Raw genomic sequence first — 16724 nt, forward strand, 5'->3', positions numbered from 1 at the left:
ACAGACAATCCGACACTTCCTCATAGAGGCTCATCGTGCGTGCGCGGTGGGGTCGGGATGACAGCAGAACAGTGGTGCAGCAGATCGGTTCGCGAGGATCGTTCGAGTGCCGAGGCGCGAACAGCGCCATCGTGCGTCCAATGCCCCAGGATCACCCGGTCCCGGTCGGTACGACGCCTATAGAGAGAGAGCAGACAATGGCGGGACAGAAGATCCGCATTCGCCTGAAGTCGTATGACCACGAGGTCATCGACACGTCGGCACGTAAGATCGTCGACACCGTGACCCGCGCGGGCGCGACCGTCGTCGGCCCCGTGCCGCTTCCGACCGAGAAGAACGTCGTGTGCGTCATCCGGTCGCCCCACAAGTACAAGGACAGCCGCGAGCACTTCGAGATGCGCACCCACAAGCGTCTGATCGACATCGTCGACCCGACGCCCAAGGCTGTCGACTCGCTGATGCGTCTCGACCTGCCCGCCGATGTCAACATCGAGATCAAGCTCTGAGGTCCGCCATGGTTGACATCAACTCCAAGATTTCCAAGGGCATGCTCGGCACCAAGCTCGGCATGACCCAGGTCTGGGATGAGAACGGCAAGTTCATTCCCGTCACCGTCATCGAGCTCGCCTCGAACGTGGTCACGCAGGTCCGCACCCCCGAGAAGGACGGCTACAACGCCGTGCAGATCGCGTACGGCCAGATCGACCCCCGCAAGGTGAACAAGCCCCTGACCGCGCACTTCGAGGCTGCCGGCGTCACGCCGCGTCGCCACGTCACCGAGATCCGCACCGCGGATGCCGCTGACTACGCGCTGGGCCAGGAGCTCACCGCAGACGGCGTGTTCGAGTCGGGCCAGCTGGTCGACGTCGTCGGCACCAGCAAGGGCAAGGGCACCGCCGGTGTCATGAAGCGCCACAACTTCAAGGGTGTGTCGGCTTCGCACGGTTCGCACCGCAACCACCGCAAGCCCGGCTCGATCGGCGCTTCGTCGACCCCGAGCCGTGTCTTCAAGGGCATGCGCATGGCCGGCCGTATGGGTGGCGAGCGCGTGACCGTCCTCAACCTCACGGTGCACGCCATCGACGTCGAGAAGGGACTCATGCTCGTCAAGGGCGCTGTCCCCGGCGCGCGTGGTCGTATCGTGTACGTCCGCAACGCAGTGAAGGGTGCCTGAGCATGGCTGACTCGACTCTCGCACTCGACGTCCTCACGGTCGCTGGCAAGAAGGCAGGCTCCATCGAGCTTCCCGCCGCGATCTTCGACGTCGAGACCAACGTCCCGCTGATCCATCAGGTCGTCGTCGCGCAGCTCGCTGCCGCACGTCAGGGCACTCACTCGACCAAGCGTCGTGGTGAGGTCTCCGGTGCCGGCCGCAAGCCCTTCAAGCAGAAGGGCACGGGTAACGCCCGTCAGGGCTCGATCCGTGCACCGCACATGACCGGTGGTGGCATCGTCCACGGCCCGAAGCCGCGCGACTACTCGCAGCGCACTCCCAAGAAGATGATCGCCGCCGCCCTGCTGGGTGCGCTGAGCGACCGCTTCCGCGGCGAGCGTCTGCACGCAGTCGAGGCCTTCGTCGCCGACAGCGCCCCTTCGACCAAGGCTGCCGCTGGCTTCATCGCCGCGGTTGCTCCGTCGAAGAACGTGCTGGTCGTCATCGAGCGCGATGACGAGCTGACCGTGAAGAGCGTCCGCAACCTCGCGAACGTGCACGTCCTCAGCTTCGACCAGCTGAACGCCTACGACGTCATCGTCTCTGACGACATCGTCTTCACCAAGGCCGCGCTCGAAGGCTTCATCGCCTCGAAGACCGGCGCAACCGCGGAGGTCTCGGCATGAGCGAGCAGAACCCCCTCGCAACGGCCCTGAACAAGGACCCGCGCGACATCATCCTGGGACCGGTCGTCTCTGAGAAGAGCTACGGCCTGATCGATGAGGGTAAGTACACCTTCCTCGTCGACCCGCGCGCTTCGAAGACCGAGATCAAGCTCGCCATCGAGAAGATCTTCGGTGTCAAGGTGGCTTCGGTCAACACGATCAACCGCGTCGGCAAGGCCCGCCGCACCCGCTTCGGCACCGGTAAGCGCAAGGACACCAAGCGCGCCATCGTCTCGCTGAAGTCGGGTTCCATCGACATCTTCACGGCAGTCGGCTGACCGGGGGATAAGGACAAACATGGCTATTCGCAAGTACAAGCCCACGACCCCGGGTCGCCGCGGCTCGTCGGTGGCAGACTTCGCCGAGATCACTCGATCGACGCCGGAGAAGTCGCTGCTGCGTCCGCTCTCGAAGACCGGTGGTCGCAACAACCAGGGCCGCATCACCACCCGCCACATCGGCGGTGGGCACAAGCGCCAGTACCGCGTCATCGACTTCCGTCGCAATGACAAGGACGGCATCAACGCCAAGGTCGCTCACATCGAGTACGACCCCAACCGCACCGCGCGCATCGCGCTGCTGCACTACTTCGACGGCGAGAAGCGCTACATCATCGCGCCGAACAAGCTGAAGCAGGGCGACGTCGTCGAGTCTGGTGCATCGGCTGACATCAAGCCGGGCAACAACCTGCCGCTGAAGAACATCCCCACCGGAACGGTGATCCACGCGATCGAGCTCCGTCCCGGTGGCGGTGCGAAGATGGCCCGTTCGGCCGGCGCTTCGGTGCGCCTGGTCGCGAAGGACGGTCCCTACGCTCAGCTGCGTCTGCCCTCGGGCGAGATCCGCAACGTGGATGCCCGCTGCCGCGCCACCATCGGCGAGGTCGGCAACGCCGAGCAGTCGAACATCAACTGGGGCAAGGCCGGCCGCAATCGCTGGAAGGGCATCCGCCCGACCGTGCGTGGTGTCGCCATGAACCCGGTCGACCACCCTCACGGTGGTGGAGAGGGCAAGACGTCCGGTGGACGTCACCCCGTGTCCCCGTGGGGCCAGGCTGAGGGTCGTACCCGTCACGCCAACAAGGAAAGTGACAAGTACATCGTCCGCCGCCGTAACGCCGGCAAGAAGCGCAAGTAGGAGTAGAGGAAGATGCCACGCAGTCTTAAGAAGGGCCCCTTCGTCGACGAGCACCTGCTTCGCAAGGTGGTCGGTCAGAACGAAGCCGGTTCCAAGAACGTCATCAAGACCTGGTCACGCCGATCGATGATCATCCCGGCCATGCTGGGTCACACCATCGCCGTGCACGACGGTCGCAAGCACATCCCCGTGTTCGTGACCGAGACCATGGTCGGCCACAAGCTGGGCGAATTCGCGCCCACCCGCACCTTCCGCGGCCACGAGAAGGACGACAAGAAGGGCCGTCGCCGCTGACGCGGGGACGATAAGGAGGAGAGAAATGGTGGAGTCCATCGCACGCGTGCGACACATCCGCGTGACCCCTCAGAAGGCTCGTCGCGTCGTCGCGCTCATCAAGGGCAAGCAGGCGCAGGAAGCACTGGCCATTCTGAAGTTCGCACCCCAGGGTGCCAGCGAGCCGATCTACAAGCTCGTGCACGCTGCCATCGCCAACGCATCGGTCAAGGCCGATCGCGACGGCGAGTTCCTGGACGAGCAGGACCTGTACGTGAAGAACGCGTACGTCGACGAGGGCACGACGCTCAAGCGTTTCCAGCCCCGCGCTCAGGGTCGTGCATTCCAGATCAAGAAGCGCACGAGCCACATCACGGTCGTGCTGGCCACCCCGGAGGTCGCTGACGCGCCCGCCGAGTCGGCCACGACGAAGAAGGCGAGCAAGTAATGGGACAGAAGGTAAACCCGTACGGCTTCCGCCTCGGCATCACCACGGACCACGTGTCGCGCTGGTTCTCGGACTCGACGAAGCCGGGCCAGCGTTACGCCGACTACGTCGCCGAGGACATCAAGATCCGTAACCTGCTGCAGAAGCAGCTCGACCGCGCCGGTGTCTCGAACATCGAGATCGAGCGCACCCGCGACCGTGTGCGTGTGGACATCCACACCGCACGTCCTGGCATCGTCATCGGCCGCCGCGGCGCCGAGGCCGAGCGCATCCGCGGCGACCTCGAGAAGCTCACCGGCAAGCAGATCCAGCTGAACATCCTCGAGGTCAAGAACCCCGAGGCTGACGCTCAGCTCGTCGCGCAGGGCATCGCCGAGCAGCTCTCTGCTCGTGTGGCGTTCCGTCGCGCGATGCGCAAGGGCCTGCAGGGCGCTCAGCGCTCGTCGACGGTCAAGGGCATCCGCATCCAGGTCTCCGGCCGCCTCGGCGGCGCGGAGATGAGCCGCTCGGAGTTCTACCGCGAGGGTCGTGTGCCGCTGCACACGCTTCGCGCGAACATCGACTACGGCTTCTACGAGGCGAAGACCACGTTCGGCCGCATCGGCGTGAAGGTCTGGATCTACAAGGGCGACCTGACCGCCAAGGAGCTCGCTCGCGAGCAGGCCAACGCACCCAAGGCTCGTCGTGACGACCGTGGTGGCGACCGCCGCCGTGCCCCGCGCAACGAGGCACCTGTTGCAGAAGGAGCGTCCGCATAATGCTCATCCCGCGCAAGGTCAAGTTCCGCAAGCAGCACCACCCGAAGCGTTCGGGTCATGCCACCGGCGGCACGAAGGTCTCCTTCGGTGAGTTCGGCATCCAGGCACTGACCCCCGCTTATGTGACCAACCGTCAGATCGAGTCCGCTCGTATCGCGATGACCCGTCACATCAAGCGTGGTGGAAAGGTGTGGATCAACATCTACCCCGACCGTCCGCTCACGAAGAAGCCTGCTGAGACCCGCATGGGTTCCGGTAAGGGTTCGCCCGAGTGGTGGGTCGCCAACGTCAAGCCGGGCCGTGTCCTCTTCGAGGTCGCGGGCGTGAACGAGGAGCTCGCACGCGAGGCCCTCACCCGGGCCATTCACAAGCTGCCGCTCAAGGCACGCATCATCAAGCGCGAGGAGGGCGACGCGTAATGGCGATCGGCACCAAGGAGCTCGCACCTGCCGAGCTCGACACGTTCGAAGACCAGCGCCTCGTCGAGGAGCTGCGTAAGGCCAAGGAGGAGCTGTTCAACCTCCGTTTCCAGTCGGCCACCGGCCAGCTGGAGAGCCACGGCCGCATCCGCGCTGTCAAGCGCGACATCGCGCGCCTCTACACCGTTATCCGTGAGCGTGAGCTGGGCATCCGTGCGACGCCCGCTCCGGTCGAGGCTCCGGTGAAGAAGGCGTCCAAGGCGAAGGCGAAGAAGGAAGCTACGGCTGACGACGCGCCCAAGGAGGAGGCCGAGTAATGGCTGAGAAGAAGGCAGCAGAGGCCGTCGCGCACGCTGAGCACGACGTCCGCGACGTCGACGCCCGCGGCTACCGCAAGTCCCGCCGCGGATACGTCGTCAGCGACAAGATGGACAAGACCATCGTCGTCGAGGTCGAAGACCGCGTGAAGCACCCGCTGTACGGCAAGGTCATCCGCCGTACCTCGAAGGTCAAGGCTCACGACGAGAACAACTCCGCCGGCATCGGCGACCTGGTCCTCATCAACGAGACCCGGCCGCTGAGCGCCACCAAGCGCTGGCGTCTGGTTGAGATTCTGGAGAAGGCCAAGTGATTCAGCAGGAGTCCCGCCTCAAGGTCGCCGACAACACCGGCGCGAAGGAGCTGCTCACGATCCGTGTTCTCGGTGGTTCGCGCCGCCGTTACGCCGGTCTGGGCGACACCATCGTCGCGACCGTCAAGGACGCGATCCCGGGCGGCAACGTCAAGAAGGGCGATGTGGTCAAGGCCGTCATCGTCCGCACCAAGAAGTCCACGCGCCGTCCCGACGGCTCGTACATCAAGTTCGACGAGAACGCCGCCGTCATCCTGAAGAACGACGGGGAGCCCCGCGGCACCCGTATCTTCGGACCGGTCGGTCGCGAGCTTCGTGACAAGAAGTTCATGAAGATCGTCTCGCTGGCCCCGGAGGTCATTTGATCATGGCGAACATCAAGAAGGGTGACCTCGTCGAGGTCATCACCGGCCGCAAGCAGGACAAGGGCGGCGACCGCGGGAAGCAGGGCAAGGTCCTCGAGGTCCTCGTCGAGCAGAACCGCGTCGTCGTGGAGGGCGTGAACTACGTCACCCGCCACACCCGTGTGGGCCAGACGCAGCGCGGCACCAAGACCGGTGGCATCGAGACCGTCGAGGCCCCGATCCACATTTCCAACGTCGCCGTCGTCGACCCCTCGACCAAGAAGCCGACCCGCGTCGGCCACCGGGTCGAGGAGCAGGTCAAGGACGGCGTGAAGCGCACGGTCCGCGTGCGTTACGCGAAGCAGTCAGGTAAGGACCTCTGATGAGCGACACCACTGCCGCGGAGTCTGGCAAGATCCAGCCCCGCCTGAAGCAGAAGTACAACACCGAGATCAAGAAGGCTCTGCAGGAGCAGTTCGGCTACGCCAACGTCATGCAGATCCCCGGTCTGGTCAAGGTCGTCGTGAACACCGGTGTCGGCGAGGCAGCTCGCGACAGCAAGGTGATCGATGGCGCCGTCGACGACCTCACCAAGATCACTGGCCAGAAGCCGATCGTCACGAAGGCACGCAAGTCCATCGCGCAGTTCAAGCTGCGTGAGGGCCAGGCCATCGGCGCGCACGTCACCCTCCGTGGTGACCGCGCGTGGGAGTTCGTGGATCGTCTCGTCAACCTGGCACTGCCCCGCATCCGCGACTTCCGCGGCCTGTCGGGCGACCAGTTCGACGGAAACGGCAACTACACCTTCGGTCTCCAGGAGCAGAGCGTGTTCCACGAGATCGATCAGGACAAGATCGACCGCGTCCGCGGCTTCGACATCACCGTGGTGACCACGGCCAAGACGGACGACGAGGGTCGCGCACTTCTGCGCGCGCTCGGCTTCCCGTTCAAGGCTGCTGACGCCGCAGCGTGAGCCGGCGGTGTGGGGAGGGAAGCTGAACAGCATCCCTCCCCACACCCCGTACAATTGAAGATTGTGTGCCCAGCAGGGCAACTCTCATAGAAGGCCGTCTGTCGTGTAACGGCAGCCGGAACCTCATGAACGAAGGAAAATCATTATGACGATGACAGACCCGGTCGCAGATATGCTGACCCGTCTGCGCAACGCGAACTCGGCGCATCACGATTCCGTGACCATGCCGTCGAGCAAGCTCAAGACGAACATCGCACAGATCCTCCAGCAGGAGGGCTACATCGCCGGCTTCGAGGTCGCAGACGCTCGCGTCGGCAGCAACCTCACCCTGTCGCTCAAGTACGGTCCCAACCGTGAGCGCTCCATCGCTGGCATCAAGCGCGTGTCGAAGCCCGGTCTCCGCGTCTACGCGAAGTCGACCGAGCTGCCCAAGGTCCTCGGTGGCCTCGGCGTTGCCATCCTGTCCACCTCCTCCGGTCTCCTCACCGACCGCCAGGCTGAGAAGAAGGGCGTGGGCGGGGAAGTCATCGCCTACGTGTGGTGATCTGACATGTCGCGTATTGGACGTCTTCCCATTGACATCCCCGCGGGCGTGACCGTTTCGGTCGACGGTCGTGAGGTCGCGGTCAAGGGCCCCAAGGGTGAGCTCACCCTGTCCCTGGCCAACCCCATCGAGGTTTCGGTCGAGGAGAACCAGATTCTGGTCACCCGCCCGAACGACGAGCGTGAGTCGCGGTCGCTTCACGGCCTGACCCGCACGCTCATCAACAACAACATCATCGGCGTCACCCAGGGTTACACCAAGGGCCTCGAGGTCGTCGGCACCGGTTACCGCGTGCAGCAGAAGGGCAGCTCGATCGAGTTCGCCCTCGGCTTCTCGCACCCCGTGCTGATCGACCCGCCGGCAGGGATCACCCTGACCGTCGAGGGCACCAACAAGGTGACCGTCAGTGGCATCGACAAGCAGGCTGTCGGCGAGGCAGCTGCGAACATCCGCAAGATCCGCAAGCCCGAGCCGTACAAGGGCAAGGGTGTGCGCTACGCCGGCGAAATCGTGCGTCGCAAGGCCGGAAAGGCTGGTAAGTAACCATGGCTGTGAAGTCAAAGTCCGCCGCCCGCGCACGTCGCCACGCACGTCTTCGCAAGAAGATCGTCGGCACCGACCTGCGTCCGCGTCTCGTCGTCAACCGCTCCGCGCGCCACGTGTTCGTGCAGCTGGTGGATGACGCCAAGGGCCACACTGTGGCATCCGCTTCCACGCTCGAGACCGACCTGCGCTCGTTCGACGGTGACAAGACCGCCAAGGCCCGCAAGGTCGGCGAGCTCGTCGCCGAGCGCGCGAAGGCCGCCGGCGTTTCCGAGGCAGTGTTCGACCGCGGCGGCAACCGCTACGCCGGTCGTGTCGCAGCCATCGCCGATGGCGCCCGTGAAGGGGGGCTGGCACTGTGAGTGACAACAAGGAGAACGAAGTGACCGAAACCGCTCCTGCCGAGGCTCAGGCCGAGCCGCAGCGCGAGCAGCGTGACGGCCGCCGTGGTGGCCGCGACCGCGGCCAGAGCCGCGACCGCAACTCGCGCGACCGTGGCGACAACCAGTTCCTGGAGCGCGTTGTCACCATCAACCGCGTCTCGAAGGTCGTGAAGGGTGGACGTCGCTTCAGCTTCACCGCTCTCGTGGTCGTCGGTGACGGCAACGGTCTGGTCGGCGTCGGCTACGGCAAGGCCCGCGAGGTGCCCCTGGCGATCTCGAAGGGTGTCGAAGAGGCCAAGCGGAACTTCTTCCGCGTGCCCCGCGTCGGCTCGACGATCCCGCACCCCGTGCAGGGTGAGGCCGCTGCCGGTGTGGTGCTGCTGCGTCCGGCTGCTGCCGGTACCGGTGTCATCGCCGGTGGTCCCGTCCGCGCCGTGCTCGAGTGCGCAGGCATCCACGATGTCCTGTCGAAGTCGCTCGGCTCGTCGAACACGATCAACATCGTGCACGCCACGGTCGAGGCTCTCCAGAGCCTCGAGGAGCCGCGCGCCGTCGCCGCTCGTCGTGGCCTCGAGTACGACGCCGTCGTGCCCGAGATCATCATCCGCAACGAGGCGAAGGCCGCTGCCGCCGCCGCTGCGCAGAAGGTAGGTGCCTGATGGCTGCGCGCCTCAAGGTCACGCAGGTGAAGTCCAAGGTGAGTGAGAAGCAGAACCAGCGCGACACGCTGCGTTCGCTCGGCCTCAAGCGGATCGGCGACTCGGTCGTCCGTCCCGATGACGCCCAGACGCGCGGCTACGTCCGCACCGTCGCTCACCTCGTCAAGGTTGAGGAGATCGACTAATGGCTGAGAAGAACGAAGCAGTCGAGGAGAAGGCCCCCAAGAAGGCCGCTCCCAAGACGGCAGCAAAGAAGGCTCCGGCGAAGAAGGCAGAGACGAAGGATGCTCCTGCATCGCGTCCCGCCGTCCTGAAGGTGCACCACCTGCGTCCGGTCCCCGGATCCAACACCGCGAAGACCCGTGTCGGTCGCGGTGAGGGCTCCAAGGGCAAGACCGCCGGTCGCGGCACCAAGGGCACCAAGGCCCGCAACACCGTCCGGGTCGGCTTCGAGGGTGGGCAGATGCCGCTGCACATGCGCACCCCGAAGCTGCGCGGGTTCAAGAACCCGTTCCGCGTCGAGTACCAGGTCGTGAACCTGGCCAAGCTCGCCGAGCTCTACCCCAAGGGTGGCGACGTCACCGTCAGCGACCTCGTCGCCAAGGGCGCCGTGCGCAAGAACGAGAAGGTCAAGGTCCTCGGCGAGGGCGACATCTCGGTCAAGCTCACCGTGTCGGTCGACAAGGTCTCGGGCAGCGCTGAGCAGAAGATCGTCGCCGCCGGCGGTTCGATCAACTGAGTATTCCCGTGTGAACGCAAGGAGGGGTCGGAGATTATCCGGTCCCTCCTTTGCGTTACTCTGGACATTCGGCCGTCCTTCGACGTTCGGCAATCCCTTCAGGAGGAACGCCCTTGTTTAGCGCCATCGCGCGAATCTTCCGTACGCCTGACCTGCGGCGGAAGATCCTATTCACCATCGGCATCATCGCTCTGTACCGTCTCGGTTCGAACGTGCCGGCCCCATTCGTGAACTTCCCGAATGTCGAGCAGTGCCTCGCGGCCAACGCGGGCACCGATGGCCTGCTCGGTCTCGTGAACCTGTTCTCCGGCGGTGCACTGCTGCAGCTGTCGATCTTCGCCCTCGGCGTGATGCCCTACATCACCGCGACGATCATCACGCAGCTGCTGCGCGTCGTCATCCCGCACTTCGAGACTCTCCACAAGGAGGGCCAGGCGGGCCAGGCCACGCTCACGCAGTACACCCGCTACCTGACAATCGCGCTCGCGCTGCTGCAGTCCAGCACGCTGGTCACGGTCGCCCGCAGCGGTCAGCTGTTCGGCAACACCGAGATCGCGGCCTGCCAGAACCTGCTGACCAATGACGTGTGGTGGGCGCAGCTACTCATCATCATGGCGATGACCGCCGGCACTGGTCTGATCATGTGGATGGCCGAGCTCGTCACCGAGCGCGGCATCGGCAACGGCATGTCGCTCCTGATCTTCACGTCGATCGCCGCGACCTTCCCGGCCGCCATGTGGGGCATCTGGGAGGCCAAGGGCTTCGAGGTCTTCCTGCTGGTGATGGCAGTCGGTCTGGTCGTCATGTCGGCGATCGTCTACGTCGAGCAGTCGCAGCGACGGGTGCCGGTGCAGTACGCCAAGCGCATGGTCGGCCGTCGTACGTACGGCGGTACGAACACCTACATCCCGATCAAGGTGAACATGGCCGGTGTGATCCCGATCATCTTCGCCTCGTCGCTGCTGTACGTGCCGATGCTGATCGCGCAGTTCAACACCCCCACCGACGGCAGCGAGCCGGCGGCCTGGGTCACGTGGATCCTGACGAACCTCGCATCCGGCGACCAGCCGCTCTACATGCTGGTCTACTTCCTGCTGATCATCGGCTTCACCTACTTCTACGTGGCGATCACCTTCAACCCGGTCGAGGTCGCCGACAACATGAAGAAGTACGGCGGATTCATCCCCGGCATCCGTGCCGGCCGTCCCACGGCGGAGTACCTCGACTACGTGATCACCCGCATCACATTCCCCGGCGCTCTCTACCTCGGCATCGTCGCGCTGATCCCGCTGATCGCACTGGCCACCGTGCAGGCGAACCAGAACTTCCCGTTCGGCGGCGCCTCGATCCTGATCATCGTCGGTGTCGGACTCGAGACCGTCAAGCAGATCGATGCACAGCTGCAGCAGCGTCACTACGAAGGGCTCCTCCGATGACCGCACCCGCACGTCTGCTCATCGTCGGCCCGCAGGGCTCGGGCAAGGGAACCCAGGGTGTGCGCATCGCCGAGGCGCTGCAGATCCCCGTGGTCTCCACCGGTGACATCTTCCGCGCCAACATCAAGGCGGGCACCGAGCTCGGTCAGAAGGTCACCGCGATCCTCGACGCCGGCGACCTGGTGCCCGACGAGCTGACCAGCGAGATCGTGCGCGACCGTCTGTCGCAGGACGACGCCGCGAACGGCTTCCTGCTCGACGGCTACCCGCGTAACACCGTGCAGGTCGCGCACCTCGACGAGTTCCTCGCCGAGAGCGGCTCATCGCTGGATGCCGTCGTCCTGCTCGACGTGCCCCGCGAGGAGAGCATCGCCCGCCTCAGCCTGCGTGCTGTGGAGCAGGGCCGCTCGGATGACACCGATGAGGCCATCGCGCACCGTCTGTCGATCTACGAGCACGAGACCGCGCCGATCATCTCGGTGTACGCCGAGCGCGGGATCGTCGATCGGATCGACGGGGTGGGCTCGCTCGACGAGATCACCGCACGCATCTCGGATGCGCTTGCCGCGCGCGGCATCGCGCAGCTGGTCTGACCCGCACTCATGTTCCGCAAGTCGATCTACAAGAGTCCGGCGCAGCTGCGCTCGATGATCGAACCCGGTCTCATCACGGCCGCAGCGCTTGACGCGCTGCGGCCGATGGTGCGTGTCGGGGTGAGCACGGCGGAGTTGGATGCCAAGGCGCAGAGCGTCATCGTCGGCCGCGGTGCGGAGTCGAACTTCCAGCTCGTCCGCGGCTACCGGCACACCACCTGCATCTCGGTGAACGAGCAGGTCGTGCACGGCATCCCCGGTGCGCTCATCCTGCAGCCGGGCGACATCGTCTCGGTCGACTGCGGCGCGCAGTACCAGGGCTGGAACGGCGACAGCGCCGTCACCTTCGTGGTGCCGGACGATTCCCGCCCCGAGCTCGTCGCGCAGCGTCAGGAGCTCTCCCGCGTCACAGAGGGCTCGATGTGGGCCGGCATCGCCGCCATGGCATCCGCCACCCACATCGGCGAGATCGGCGCGGCCATTCAGGCCTACATCGAAGCGCAGGGGACCTCGACCGTATCGGGCCAGCCCTATGGCATCCTGCGCGAGTACGTCGGGCACGGCATCGGGCGCAAGATGCACGAGGCGCCGAGCGTCTTCAACTACCGCACACCGGATGCCGGCGCCGAGATCCGCCCCGGCCTGGCGCTCGCGATCGAGCCGATGGTCACCGCCGGTGGTGAGGCGACGTTCGTCGAGGACGATGACTGGACCGTGTCGACGGTGGACGGATCAGACGGCTCGCACTGGGAGCACAGCGTCGCACGGCATGAGAACGGCATCTGGGTGCTCACCGCGCCCGATGGGGGAGCCGCAGGGCTCGCGCCGTTCGGTGTGACCCCGACGCCCATCGTCTGAGGGCGCTCACACGCCAGACATAGCCACGTCTGGGCAGAATTATCCTTGAGGCAACAGGACTCGCCCCGTGGCGAGCCGTACACAGATCGGAAAGCTATGGCTGCTGCACAGGGCAAGACCAATTGGTTCGCCATCGGAATCTCGGCCGCCGTCGTCGTGGTGCTCGTCGCACTCGGTGGCGTCGTGCTGTGGATGAACAACCAGGCCAACGACCCGGGCGCCGCGCCCACAGGCAGTGAGATCTTCAACGCAGAGACCGGCGCCATCTCGTTCGGTGATGGTGAAGACACCGTGTCGGTGTTCCTCGACTTCCAGTGCCCTGCCTGCAAGAGCTTCGAAGAGCAGATGGGTCCCGCGCTGGAGCAGGCCGCAGAGGCCGGCAAGATCACGCTCGAATACCACCCGATCGCGATCCTCGATCGCTACTCGCAAGGCACCGAGTACTCCTCCCGCTCCGCGGGCGCGGCCATCTGCGTCGCGGAGAACAACCCTGACCTGTATCTCGACTATGCGAAGACGCTGTTCGCCAATCAGCCGGCCGAGAACACCTCGGGCCTGCCCACCGAGCAGCTGGCGCAGTTCGCAACGCAGGTCGGCGCCGACGACTCGGTCGCGTGCATCACCGACGAGACCTACCGCAAGTACGGTGCGGCGCAGGCGAAGGCCCACGAGATCGGCGGCACGCCGACGGTCGATGTCAATGGCGAGCGCCTCAATCTGCAGGATCAAGCCGATATGCAGAAGCTCACGAAGCTGCTCGGCTGACCCAAGCCGGCGGCTGCATTTGCCGCATGCGGACCGAAGGTATATCATAGATCTTTGGTGCCTTGTGCCTAGTTCTGGCGTGTCCAGATGGGCAGTACCGAAATCATCACCCACCCACCGCAGATCGACCGATCTGCAGAAGCGTCAGCGAGGCTATGGCTAAGAAAGACGGTGTCATCGAGATCGAGGGCGTGATCTCCGAGGCTCTTCCCAACGCGATGTTCCGCGTTGAACTGAGCAACGGACACAAGGTCCTGGCAACGATCTCAGGCAAGATGCGGCAGAACTACATCCGCATCATTCCCGAGGACCGCGTGGTCGTGGAGCTCTCTCCATACGACCTCACGCGCGGCCGGATCGTCTACCGCTACCGCTGATCGGTCGAGAAGTAACACCTCAGGCATTCACGCCTGCTCGGTGAAGACAGCGAATAGGAAACATCATGAAGGTCAAGCCCAGCGTCAAGCCCATGTGCGACCACTGCCGCGTAATCCGTCGTCACGGACGCGTCATGGTCATCTGCAAGTCGAACCCGCGTCACAAGCAGCGCCAGGGCTGAGTCGGGACCACCCACTCACAACTCAATATCGAAAACAGGCAGCATCGGAACCCGCGTGAGCGGGGGACACCTCGGGGCGGAGGCCCGGGACCGGATGCTGCTCCACACCTCCACAACACTCCAGGAGAAACCGCATGGCACGTCTTGCCGGCGTTGACATCCCGCGCGATAAGCGCGTGGTGATCGCCCTCACGTACATCTACGGCATCGGCCGCACCCGCTCCGTCGAGATCCTCAAGGCGACCGAGATCGACGAGTCGATCCGCGTCAAGGACCTCAGCGACGAGCAGCTCATCGCACTGCGCGACCACATCGAAGGCACCTACAAGGTGGAGGGTGACCTTCGCCGTGAGGTCGCCGCCGACATCCGCCGCAAGGTCGAGATCGGCTCCTACGAGGGCATCCGCCACCGTCGTGGCCTTCCTGTCCGCGGTCAGCGCACCAAGACCAACGCCCGCACCCGCAAGGGCCCGAAGCGCACCGTCGCCGGCAAGAAGAAGGCCCGCTAAGCAGCGGCCAGGGAATAGGAGAACACTTTCATGGCTGCACCTAAGGCCGCCGCGCGCAAGCCGCGCCGCAAGGAAAAGAAGAACATCGCGCTGGGCCAGGCCCACATCAAGTCGACGTTCAACAACACCATCGTCTCGATCACCGACCCGTCCGGCGCTGTCATCAGCTGGGCATCGTCCGGTGGCGTGGGCTTCAAGGGCTCGCGCAAGTCGACGCCGTACGCCGCAGGCATGGCAGCGGAGTCCGCTGCCCGCCAGGCTGCTGAGCACGGCGTCAAGAAGGTCGACGTCTTCGTCAAGGGCCCGGGTTCGGGTCGCGAGACCGCGATCCGCTCGCTGCAGGCCGCCGGCCTCGAGGTCGGCTCGATCTCGGACGTGACGCCGCAGGCCCACAACGGCTGCCGTCCGCCGAAGCGCCGCCGCGTCTGATCTCGCGTGAGGATGCCGCTCATCCACTGGAGGAGCGGCATCCTTGCCCTCAGGTTTCCAAAACTCAAGACCTCACCCACACATGTCATATAGCGGGCATGTGATCGAAAGGAACACATAGTGCTCATTGCACAGCGTCCCACTCTTACCGAGGAAAAGATCGCCGAGAACCGCAGCCGGTTCATCATCGAGCCGCTCGAGCCCGGTTTCGGCTACACGATCGGCAACGCGCTGCGTCGCAGCCTGCTCTCGTCGATCCCTGGCGCCTCGGTCACCACCATTCGCATCGACGGCGTGCTGCACGAGTTCAGCACGATCCCCGGTGTGAAGGAGGACGTCACCGAGATCATCCTCAACATCAAGCAGCTGGTTGTCTCCAGCGAGCGCGACGAGCCCATCACCGCGTACCTGCGCAAGACGGGCGCCGGCGAGGTCACTGCAGCCGACATCTCCGCTCCGGCGGGTGTCGAGGTGCACAACCCCGAGCTGGTCATCGCGACGCTCAACGACACCGCGCGCTTCGAGCTCGAGCTCACCATCGAGCGTGGCCGTGGCTACGTGTCGGCTTCGCAGAACCGCAACGAGTACGCAGAGGCCGGCCAGATTCCGGTCGACTCGATCTACTCGCCGGTGCTCAAGGTCAGCTACCGCGTCGACGCCACCCGCGCCGGCGAGCGCACTGACTTCGACAAGCTCGTCCTTGACGTCGAGACGAAGTCGGCGATCAGCCCGCGCGACGCCGTCGCCTCGGCAGCCAAGACCCTCACCGAGCTGTTCGGCCTCGCCCGCGAGCTGAACGTCGAGGCCGAGGGCATCGAGATCGGCCCCGCGCCGGTCGAGGCTGTGCTCTCCAGCGAGCTCTCCATGCCGATCGAGGACCTCGATCTGTCGGTGCGCTCGTACAACTGCCTCAAGCGTGAGGGCATCAACACCGTCTCGGAGCTGGTGGCCCTTTCCGAGACGCAGCTGATGAACATCCGCAATTTCGGACAGAAGTCGGTCGACGAGGTGCGCGACAAGCTCGTCTCGCTCGGTCTGTCGCTGAAGGATTCGGTGCCCGGTTTCGACGGCGCCCACTTCTACAGCGCAGGCGAAGACGAGTCCTTCTGATACCCGACCTCTTTCCGACCAGGAGATAGACGAATATGCCTAAGCCCACCAAGGGTCCCCGCCTCGGAGGCGGCCCCGCACACGAGCGCCTGCTTCTCGCGAACCTCGCAGCTGCGCTCTTCACCAACAAGTCGATCAAGACGACCGAGACCAAGGCGAAGCGCCTGCGTCCGCTTGCCGAGCGCCTGATCACGCTCGGCAAGCGCGGCGACCTGCACGCGCGTCGTCGTGCGCTCACCGTGCTGCGCTCGAACAAGGACGCCCTGCACGTCCTGTTCAACGAGATCGCACCGCTGGTCGCCGAGCGTGAGGGTGGCTACACCCGCATCACGAAGGTCGGCAACCGCAAGGGCGACAACGCGCCCATGGCCGTGATCGAGCTCGTTCTCGAGCCCGTCACGCCGAAGAAGAAGAAGGCCGCTCCGAAGGCTGAGAAGGCTGCCGCTCCGAAGGCCAAGAAGGCCGAAGAGGCTCCCGCCGAGGAGACCGCTGCCCCGGCAGCGCTCGTCGACGGTGGCTTCGGTGATGACTCGGCTGCTCCTCTCGAGGACGGCTCGGCGCCCGAGGGCTTCGACATCAAGGGCAACAAGGACTCGATGAAGTTCCACCGTCCCGATGGCCAGTGGTACGACGCGACCGTCGCAGAGGTGTGGTTCCGCACCGCTGAGGCCGCTGAGGCTGCAGGCTTCGTCGAGGCCGGCAAGTAAGCCACCGCGTACTGAAGAGCCCGCCGCTC

At 65.1% G+C, this 16724-nt stretch carries 30 protein-coding genes; all 30 read left to right on the plus strand.

The features are described 5' to 3' along the window. Positions 1–197 precede the first annotated feature (197 nt). Positions 198–506, plus strand: coding sequence for a 30S ribosomal protein S10 (rpsJ, locus tag MNR00_RS03925; protein ID WP_017201594.1), 309 nt, complete (start codon positions 198–200; stop codon positions 504–506). Between the two features lie 8 nt (positions 507–514). Continuing rightward, the gene (gene rplC, locus MNR00_RS03930; protein WP_241927874.1) at positions 515–1174 is read left to right on the plus strand and encodes a 50S ribosomal protein L3; all 660 of its coding nucleotides are present in this window, start codon (positions 515–517) and stop codon (positions 1172–1174) included. 2 nt (positions 1175–1176) lie between these two features. Then, entirely contained in the window at positions 1177–1839 is a 663-nt protein-coding gene (gene rplD / locus MNR00_RS03935) for a 50S ribosomal protein L4 (RefSeq protein WP_241927875.1), read from the plus strand. Continuing rightward, a complete protein-coding gene (gene rplW, locus MNR00_RS03940) occupies positions 1836–2156 on the plus strand; it encodes a 50S ribosomal protein L23 (RefSeq protein ID WP_241927876.1) in 321 nt (106 codons plus the stop codon). The genes rplD and rplW overlap by 4 nt, the downstream gene beginning before the upstream one ends. Before the next feature lie 19 nt (positions 2157–2175). Continuing rightward, entirely contained in the window at positions 2176–3015 is an 840-nt protein-coding gene (gene rplB, locus MNR00_RS03945; RefSeq protein ID WP_241927877.1) for a 50S ribosomal protein L2, read from the plus strand. 12 nt (positions 3016–3027) lie between these two features. Next, the gene (gene rpsS, locus MNR00_RS03950) at positions 3028–3309 is read left to right on the plus strand and encodes a 30S ribosomal protein S19 (RefSeq protein WP_197220002.1); all 282 of its coding nucleotides are present in this window, start codon (positions 3028–3030) and stop codon (positions 3307–3309) included. Between the two features lie 25 nt (positions 3310–3334). Then, entirely contained in the window at positions 3335–3736 is a 402-nt protein-coding gene (rplV, locus tag MNR00_RS03955; RefSeq protein WP_241927878.1) for a 50S ribosomal protein L22, read from the plus strand. Then, positions 3736–4494, plus strand: coding sequence for a 30S ribosomal protein S3 (rpsC, locus tag MNR00_RS03960; protein WP_241927879.1), 759 nt, complete (start codon positions 3736–3738; stop codon positions 4492–4494). Before rplV ends, rpsC begins: the two co-directional genes overlap by 1 nt. After that, positions 4494–4913 (plus strand): 50S ribosomal protein L16, encoded by a 420-nt coding sequence (rplP, locus tag MNR00_RS03965; protein ID WP_241927880.1) that lies wholly within the window; start codon positions 4494–4496, stop codon positions 4911–4913. Before rpsC ends, rplP begins: the two co-directional genes overlap by 1 nt. After that, positions 4913–5230 carry a 50S ribosomal protein L29 gene (gene rpmC / locus MNR00_RS03970; RefSeq protein WP_241927881.1) on the plus strand — a complete coding sequence of 106 codons (318 nt, stop codon included), beginning with the start codon at positions 4913–4915 and terminating at the stop codon, positions 5228–5230. Before rplP ends, rpmC begins: the two co-directional genes overlap by 1 nt. Beyond that, positions 5230–5544 (plus strand): 30S ribosomal protein S17, encoded by a 315-nt coding sequence (gene rpsQ / locus MNR00_RS03975; RefSeq protein WP_241927882.1) that lies wholly within the window; start codon positions 5230–5232, stop codon positions 5542–5544. The genes rpmC and rpsQ overlap by 1 nt, the downstream gene beginning before the upstream one ends. Further along, positions 5541–5909: a 50S ribosomal protein L14 gene (rplN, locus tag MNR00_RS03980; RefSeq protein WP_241927883.1), complete on the plus strand. Its 369-nt coding sequence runs from the start codon at positions 5541–5543 to the stop codon at positions 5907–5909. Before rpsQ ends, rplN begins: the two co-directional genes overlap by 4 nt. Before the next feature lie 2 nt (positions 5910–5911). Further along, entirely contained in the window at positions 5912–6271 is a 360-nt protein-coding gene (gene rplX / locus MNR00_RS03985; RefSeq protein WP_241927884.1) for a 50S ribosomal protein L24, read from the plus strand. Next, on the plus strand, positions 6271–6861 hold the full coding sequence (gene rplE, locus MNR00_RS03990; RefSeq protein WP_241927885.1) for a 50S ribosomal protein L5: 591 nt from the start codon (positions 6271–6273) through the stop codon (positions 6859–6861). The genes rplX and rplE overlap by 1 nt, the downstream gene beginning before the upstream one ends. Positions 6862–7006: 145 nt before the next feature. Beyond that, complete coding sequence (gene rpsH / locus MNR00_RS03995) at positions 7007–7405, plus strand: 30S ribosomal protein S8 (RefSeq protein ID WP_241927886.1); 399 nt, start codon at positions 7007–7009, stop codon at positions 7403–7405. A 6-nt stretch (positions 7406–7411) separates the two neighbouring features. Next, positions 7412–7948, plus strand: a complete 537-nt coding sequence (rplF, locus tag MNR00_RS04000; RefSeq protein WP_241927887.1) for a 50S ribosomal protein L6 — start codon at positions 7412–7414, stop codon at positions 7946–7948. A 2-nt stretch (positions 7949–7950) separates the two neighbouring features. After that, positions 7951–8310: a 50S ribosomal protein L18 gene (rplR, locus tag MNR00_RS04005; RefSeq protein WP_241927888.1), complete on the plus strand. Its 360-nt coding sequence runs from the start codon at positions 7951–7953 to the stop codon at positions 8308–8310. Next, positions 8307–8990 carry a 30S ribosomal protein S5 gene (gene rpsE, locus MNR00_RS04010; RefSeq protein WP_241927889.1) on the plus strand — a complete coding sequence of 228 codons (684 nt, stop codon included), beginning with the start codon at positions 8307–8309 and terminating at the stop codon, positions 8988–8990. Before rplR ends, rpsE begins: the two co-directional genes overlap by 4 nt. Then, complete coding sequence (gene rpmD, locus MNR00_RS04015) at positions 8990–9175, plus strand: 50S ribosomal protein L30 (protein WP_018171461.1); 186 nt, start codon at positions 8990–8992, stop codon at positions 9173–9175. Before rpsE ends, rpmD begins: the two co-directional genes overlap by 1 nt. Continuing rightward, positions 9175–9729 (plus strand): 50S ribosomal protein L15, encoded by a 555-nt coding sequence (gene rplO, locus MNR00_RS04020; RefSeq protein WP_241927890.1) that lies wholly within the window; start codon positions 9175–9177, stop codon positions 9727–9729. The genes rpmD and rplO overlap by 1 nt, the downstream gene beginning before the upstream one ends. A 113-nt stretch (positions 9730–9842) precedes the next feature. Continuing rightward, the gene (gene secY / locus MNR00_RS04025; RefSeq protein ID WP_241927891.1) at positions 9843–11165 is read left to right on the plus strand and encodes a preprotein translocase subunit SecY; all 1323 of its coding nucleotides are present in this window, start codon (positions 9843–9845) and stop codon (positions 11163–11165) included. After that, on the plus strand, positions 11162–11758 hold the full coding sequence (locus tag MNR00_RS04030; RefSeq protein ID WP_241927892.1) for an adenylate kinase: 597 nt from the start codon (positions 11162–11164) through the stop codon (positions 11756–11758). Before secY ends, MNR00_RS04030 begins: the two co-directional genes overlap by 4 nt. A gap of 9 nt (positions 11759–11767) precedes the next feature. After that, entirely contained in the window at positions 11768–12616 is an 849-nt protein-coding gene (gene map / locus MNR00_RS04035) for a type I methionyl aminopeptidase (protein ID WP_241927893.1), read from the plus strand. Positions 12617–12712: 96 nt separating this feature from the next. After that, positions 12713–13381: a thioredoxin domain-containing protein gene (locus MNR00_RS04040; protein ID WP_241927894.1), complete on the plus strand. Its 669-nt coding sequence runs from the start codon at positions 12713–12715 to the stop codon at positions 13379–13381. Between the two features lie 155 nt (positions 13382–13536). Further along, positions 13537–13758: a translation initiation factor IF-1 gene (gene infA / locus MNR00_RS04045; RefSeq protein ID WP_017201569.1), complete on the plus strand. Its 222-nt coding sequence runs from the start codon at positions 13537–13539 to the stop codon at positions 13756–13758. Positions 13759–13823: 65 nt separating this feature from the next. Further along, positions 13824–13940: a 50S ribosomal protein L36 gene (gene rpmJ / locus MNR00_RS04050; protein ID WP_241927895.1), complete on the plus strand. Its 117-nt coding sequence runs from the start codon at positions 13824–13826 to the stop codon at positions 13938–13940. A 134-nt stretch (positions 13941–14074) separates the two neighbouring features. After that, complete coding sequence (rpsM, locus tag MNR00_RS04055) at positions 14075–14449, plus strand: 30S ribosomal protein S13 (RefSeq protein WP_241927896.1); 375 nt, start codon at positions 14075–14077, stop codon at positions 14447–14449. A 30-nt stretch (positions 14450–14479) separates the two neighbouring features. Then, on the plus strand, positions 14480–14878 hold the full coding sequence (rpsK, locus tag MNR00_RS04060) for a 30S ribosomal protein S11 (RefSeq protein ID WP_241927897.1): 399 nt from the start codon (positions 14480–14482) through the stop codon (positions 14876–14878). A 120-nt stretch (positions 14879–14998) separates the two neighbouring features. After that, positions 14999–15988: a DNA-directed RNA polymerase subunit alpha gene (locus MNR00_RS04065; protein ID WP_241927898.1), complete on the plus strand. Its 990-nt coding sequence runs from the start codon at positions 14999–15001 to the stop codon at positions 15986–15988. A 35-nt stretch (positions 15989–16023) separates the two neighbouring features. Beyond that, complete coding sequence (rplQ, locus tag MNR00_RS04070) at positions 16024–16695, plus strand: 50S ribosomal protein L17 (RefSeq protein WP_241927899.1); 672 nt, start codon at positions 16024–16026, stop codon at positions 16693–16695. The last annotated feature ends 29 nt before the right edge of the window (positions 16696–16724 follow it).

The organism is Microbacterium sp. H1-D42 (assembly GCF_022637555.1).
In the GTDB taxonomy this organism is placed as follows: domain Bacteria; phylum Actinomycetota; class Actinomycetes; order Actinomycetales; family Microbacteriaceae; genus Microbacterium.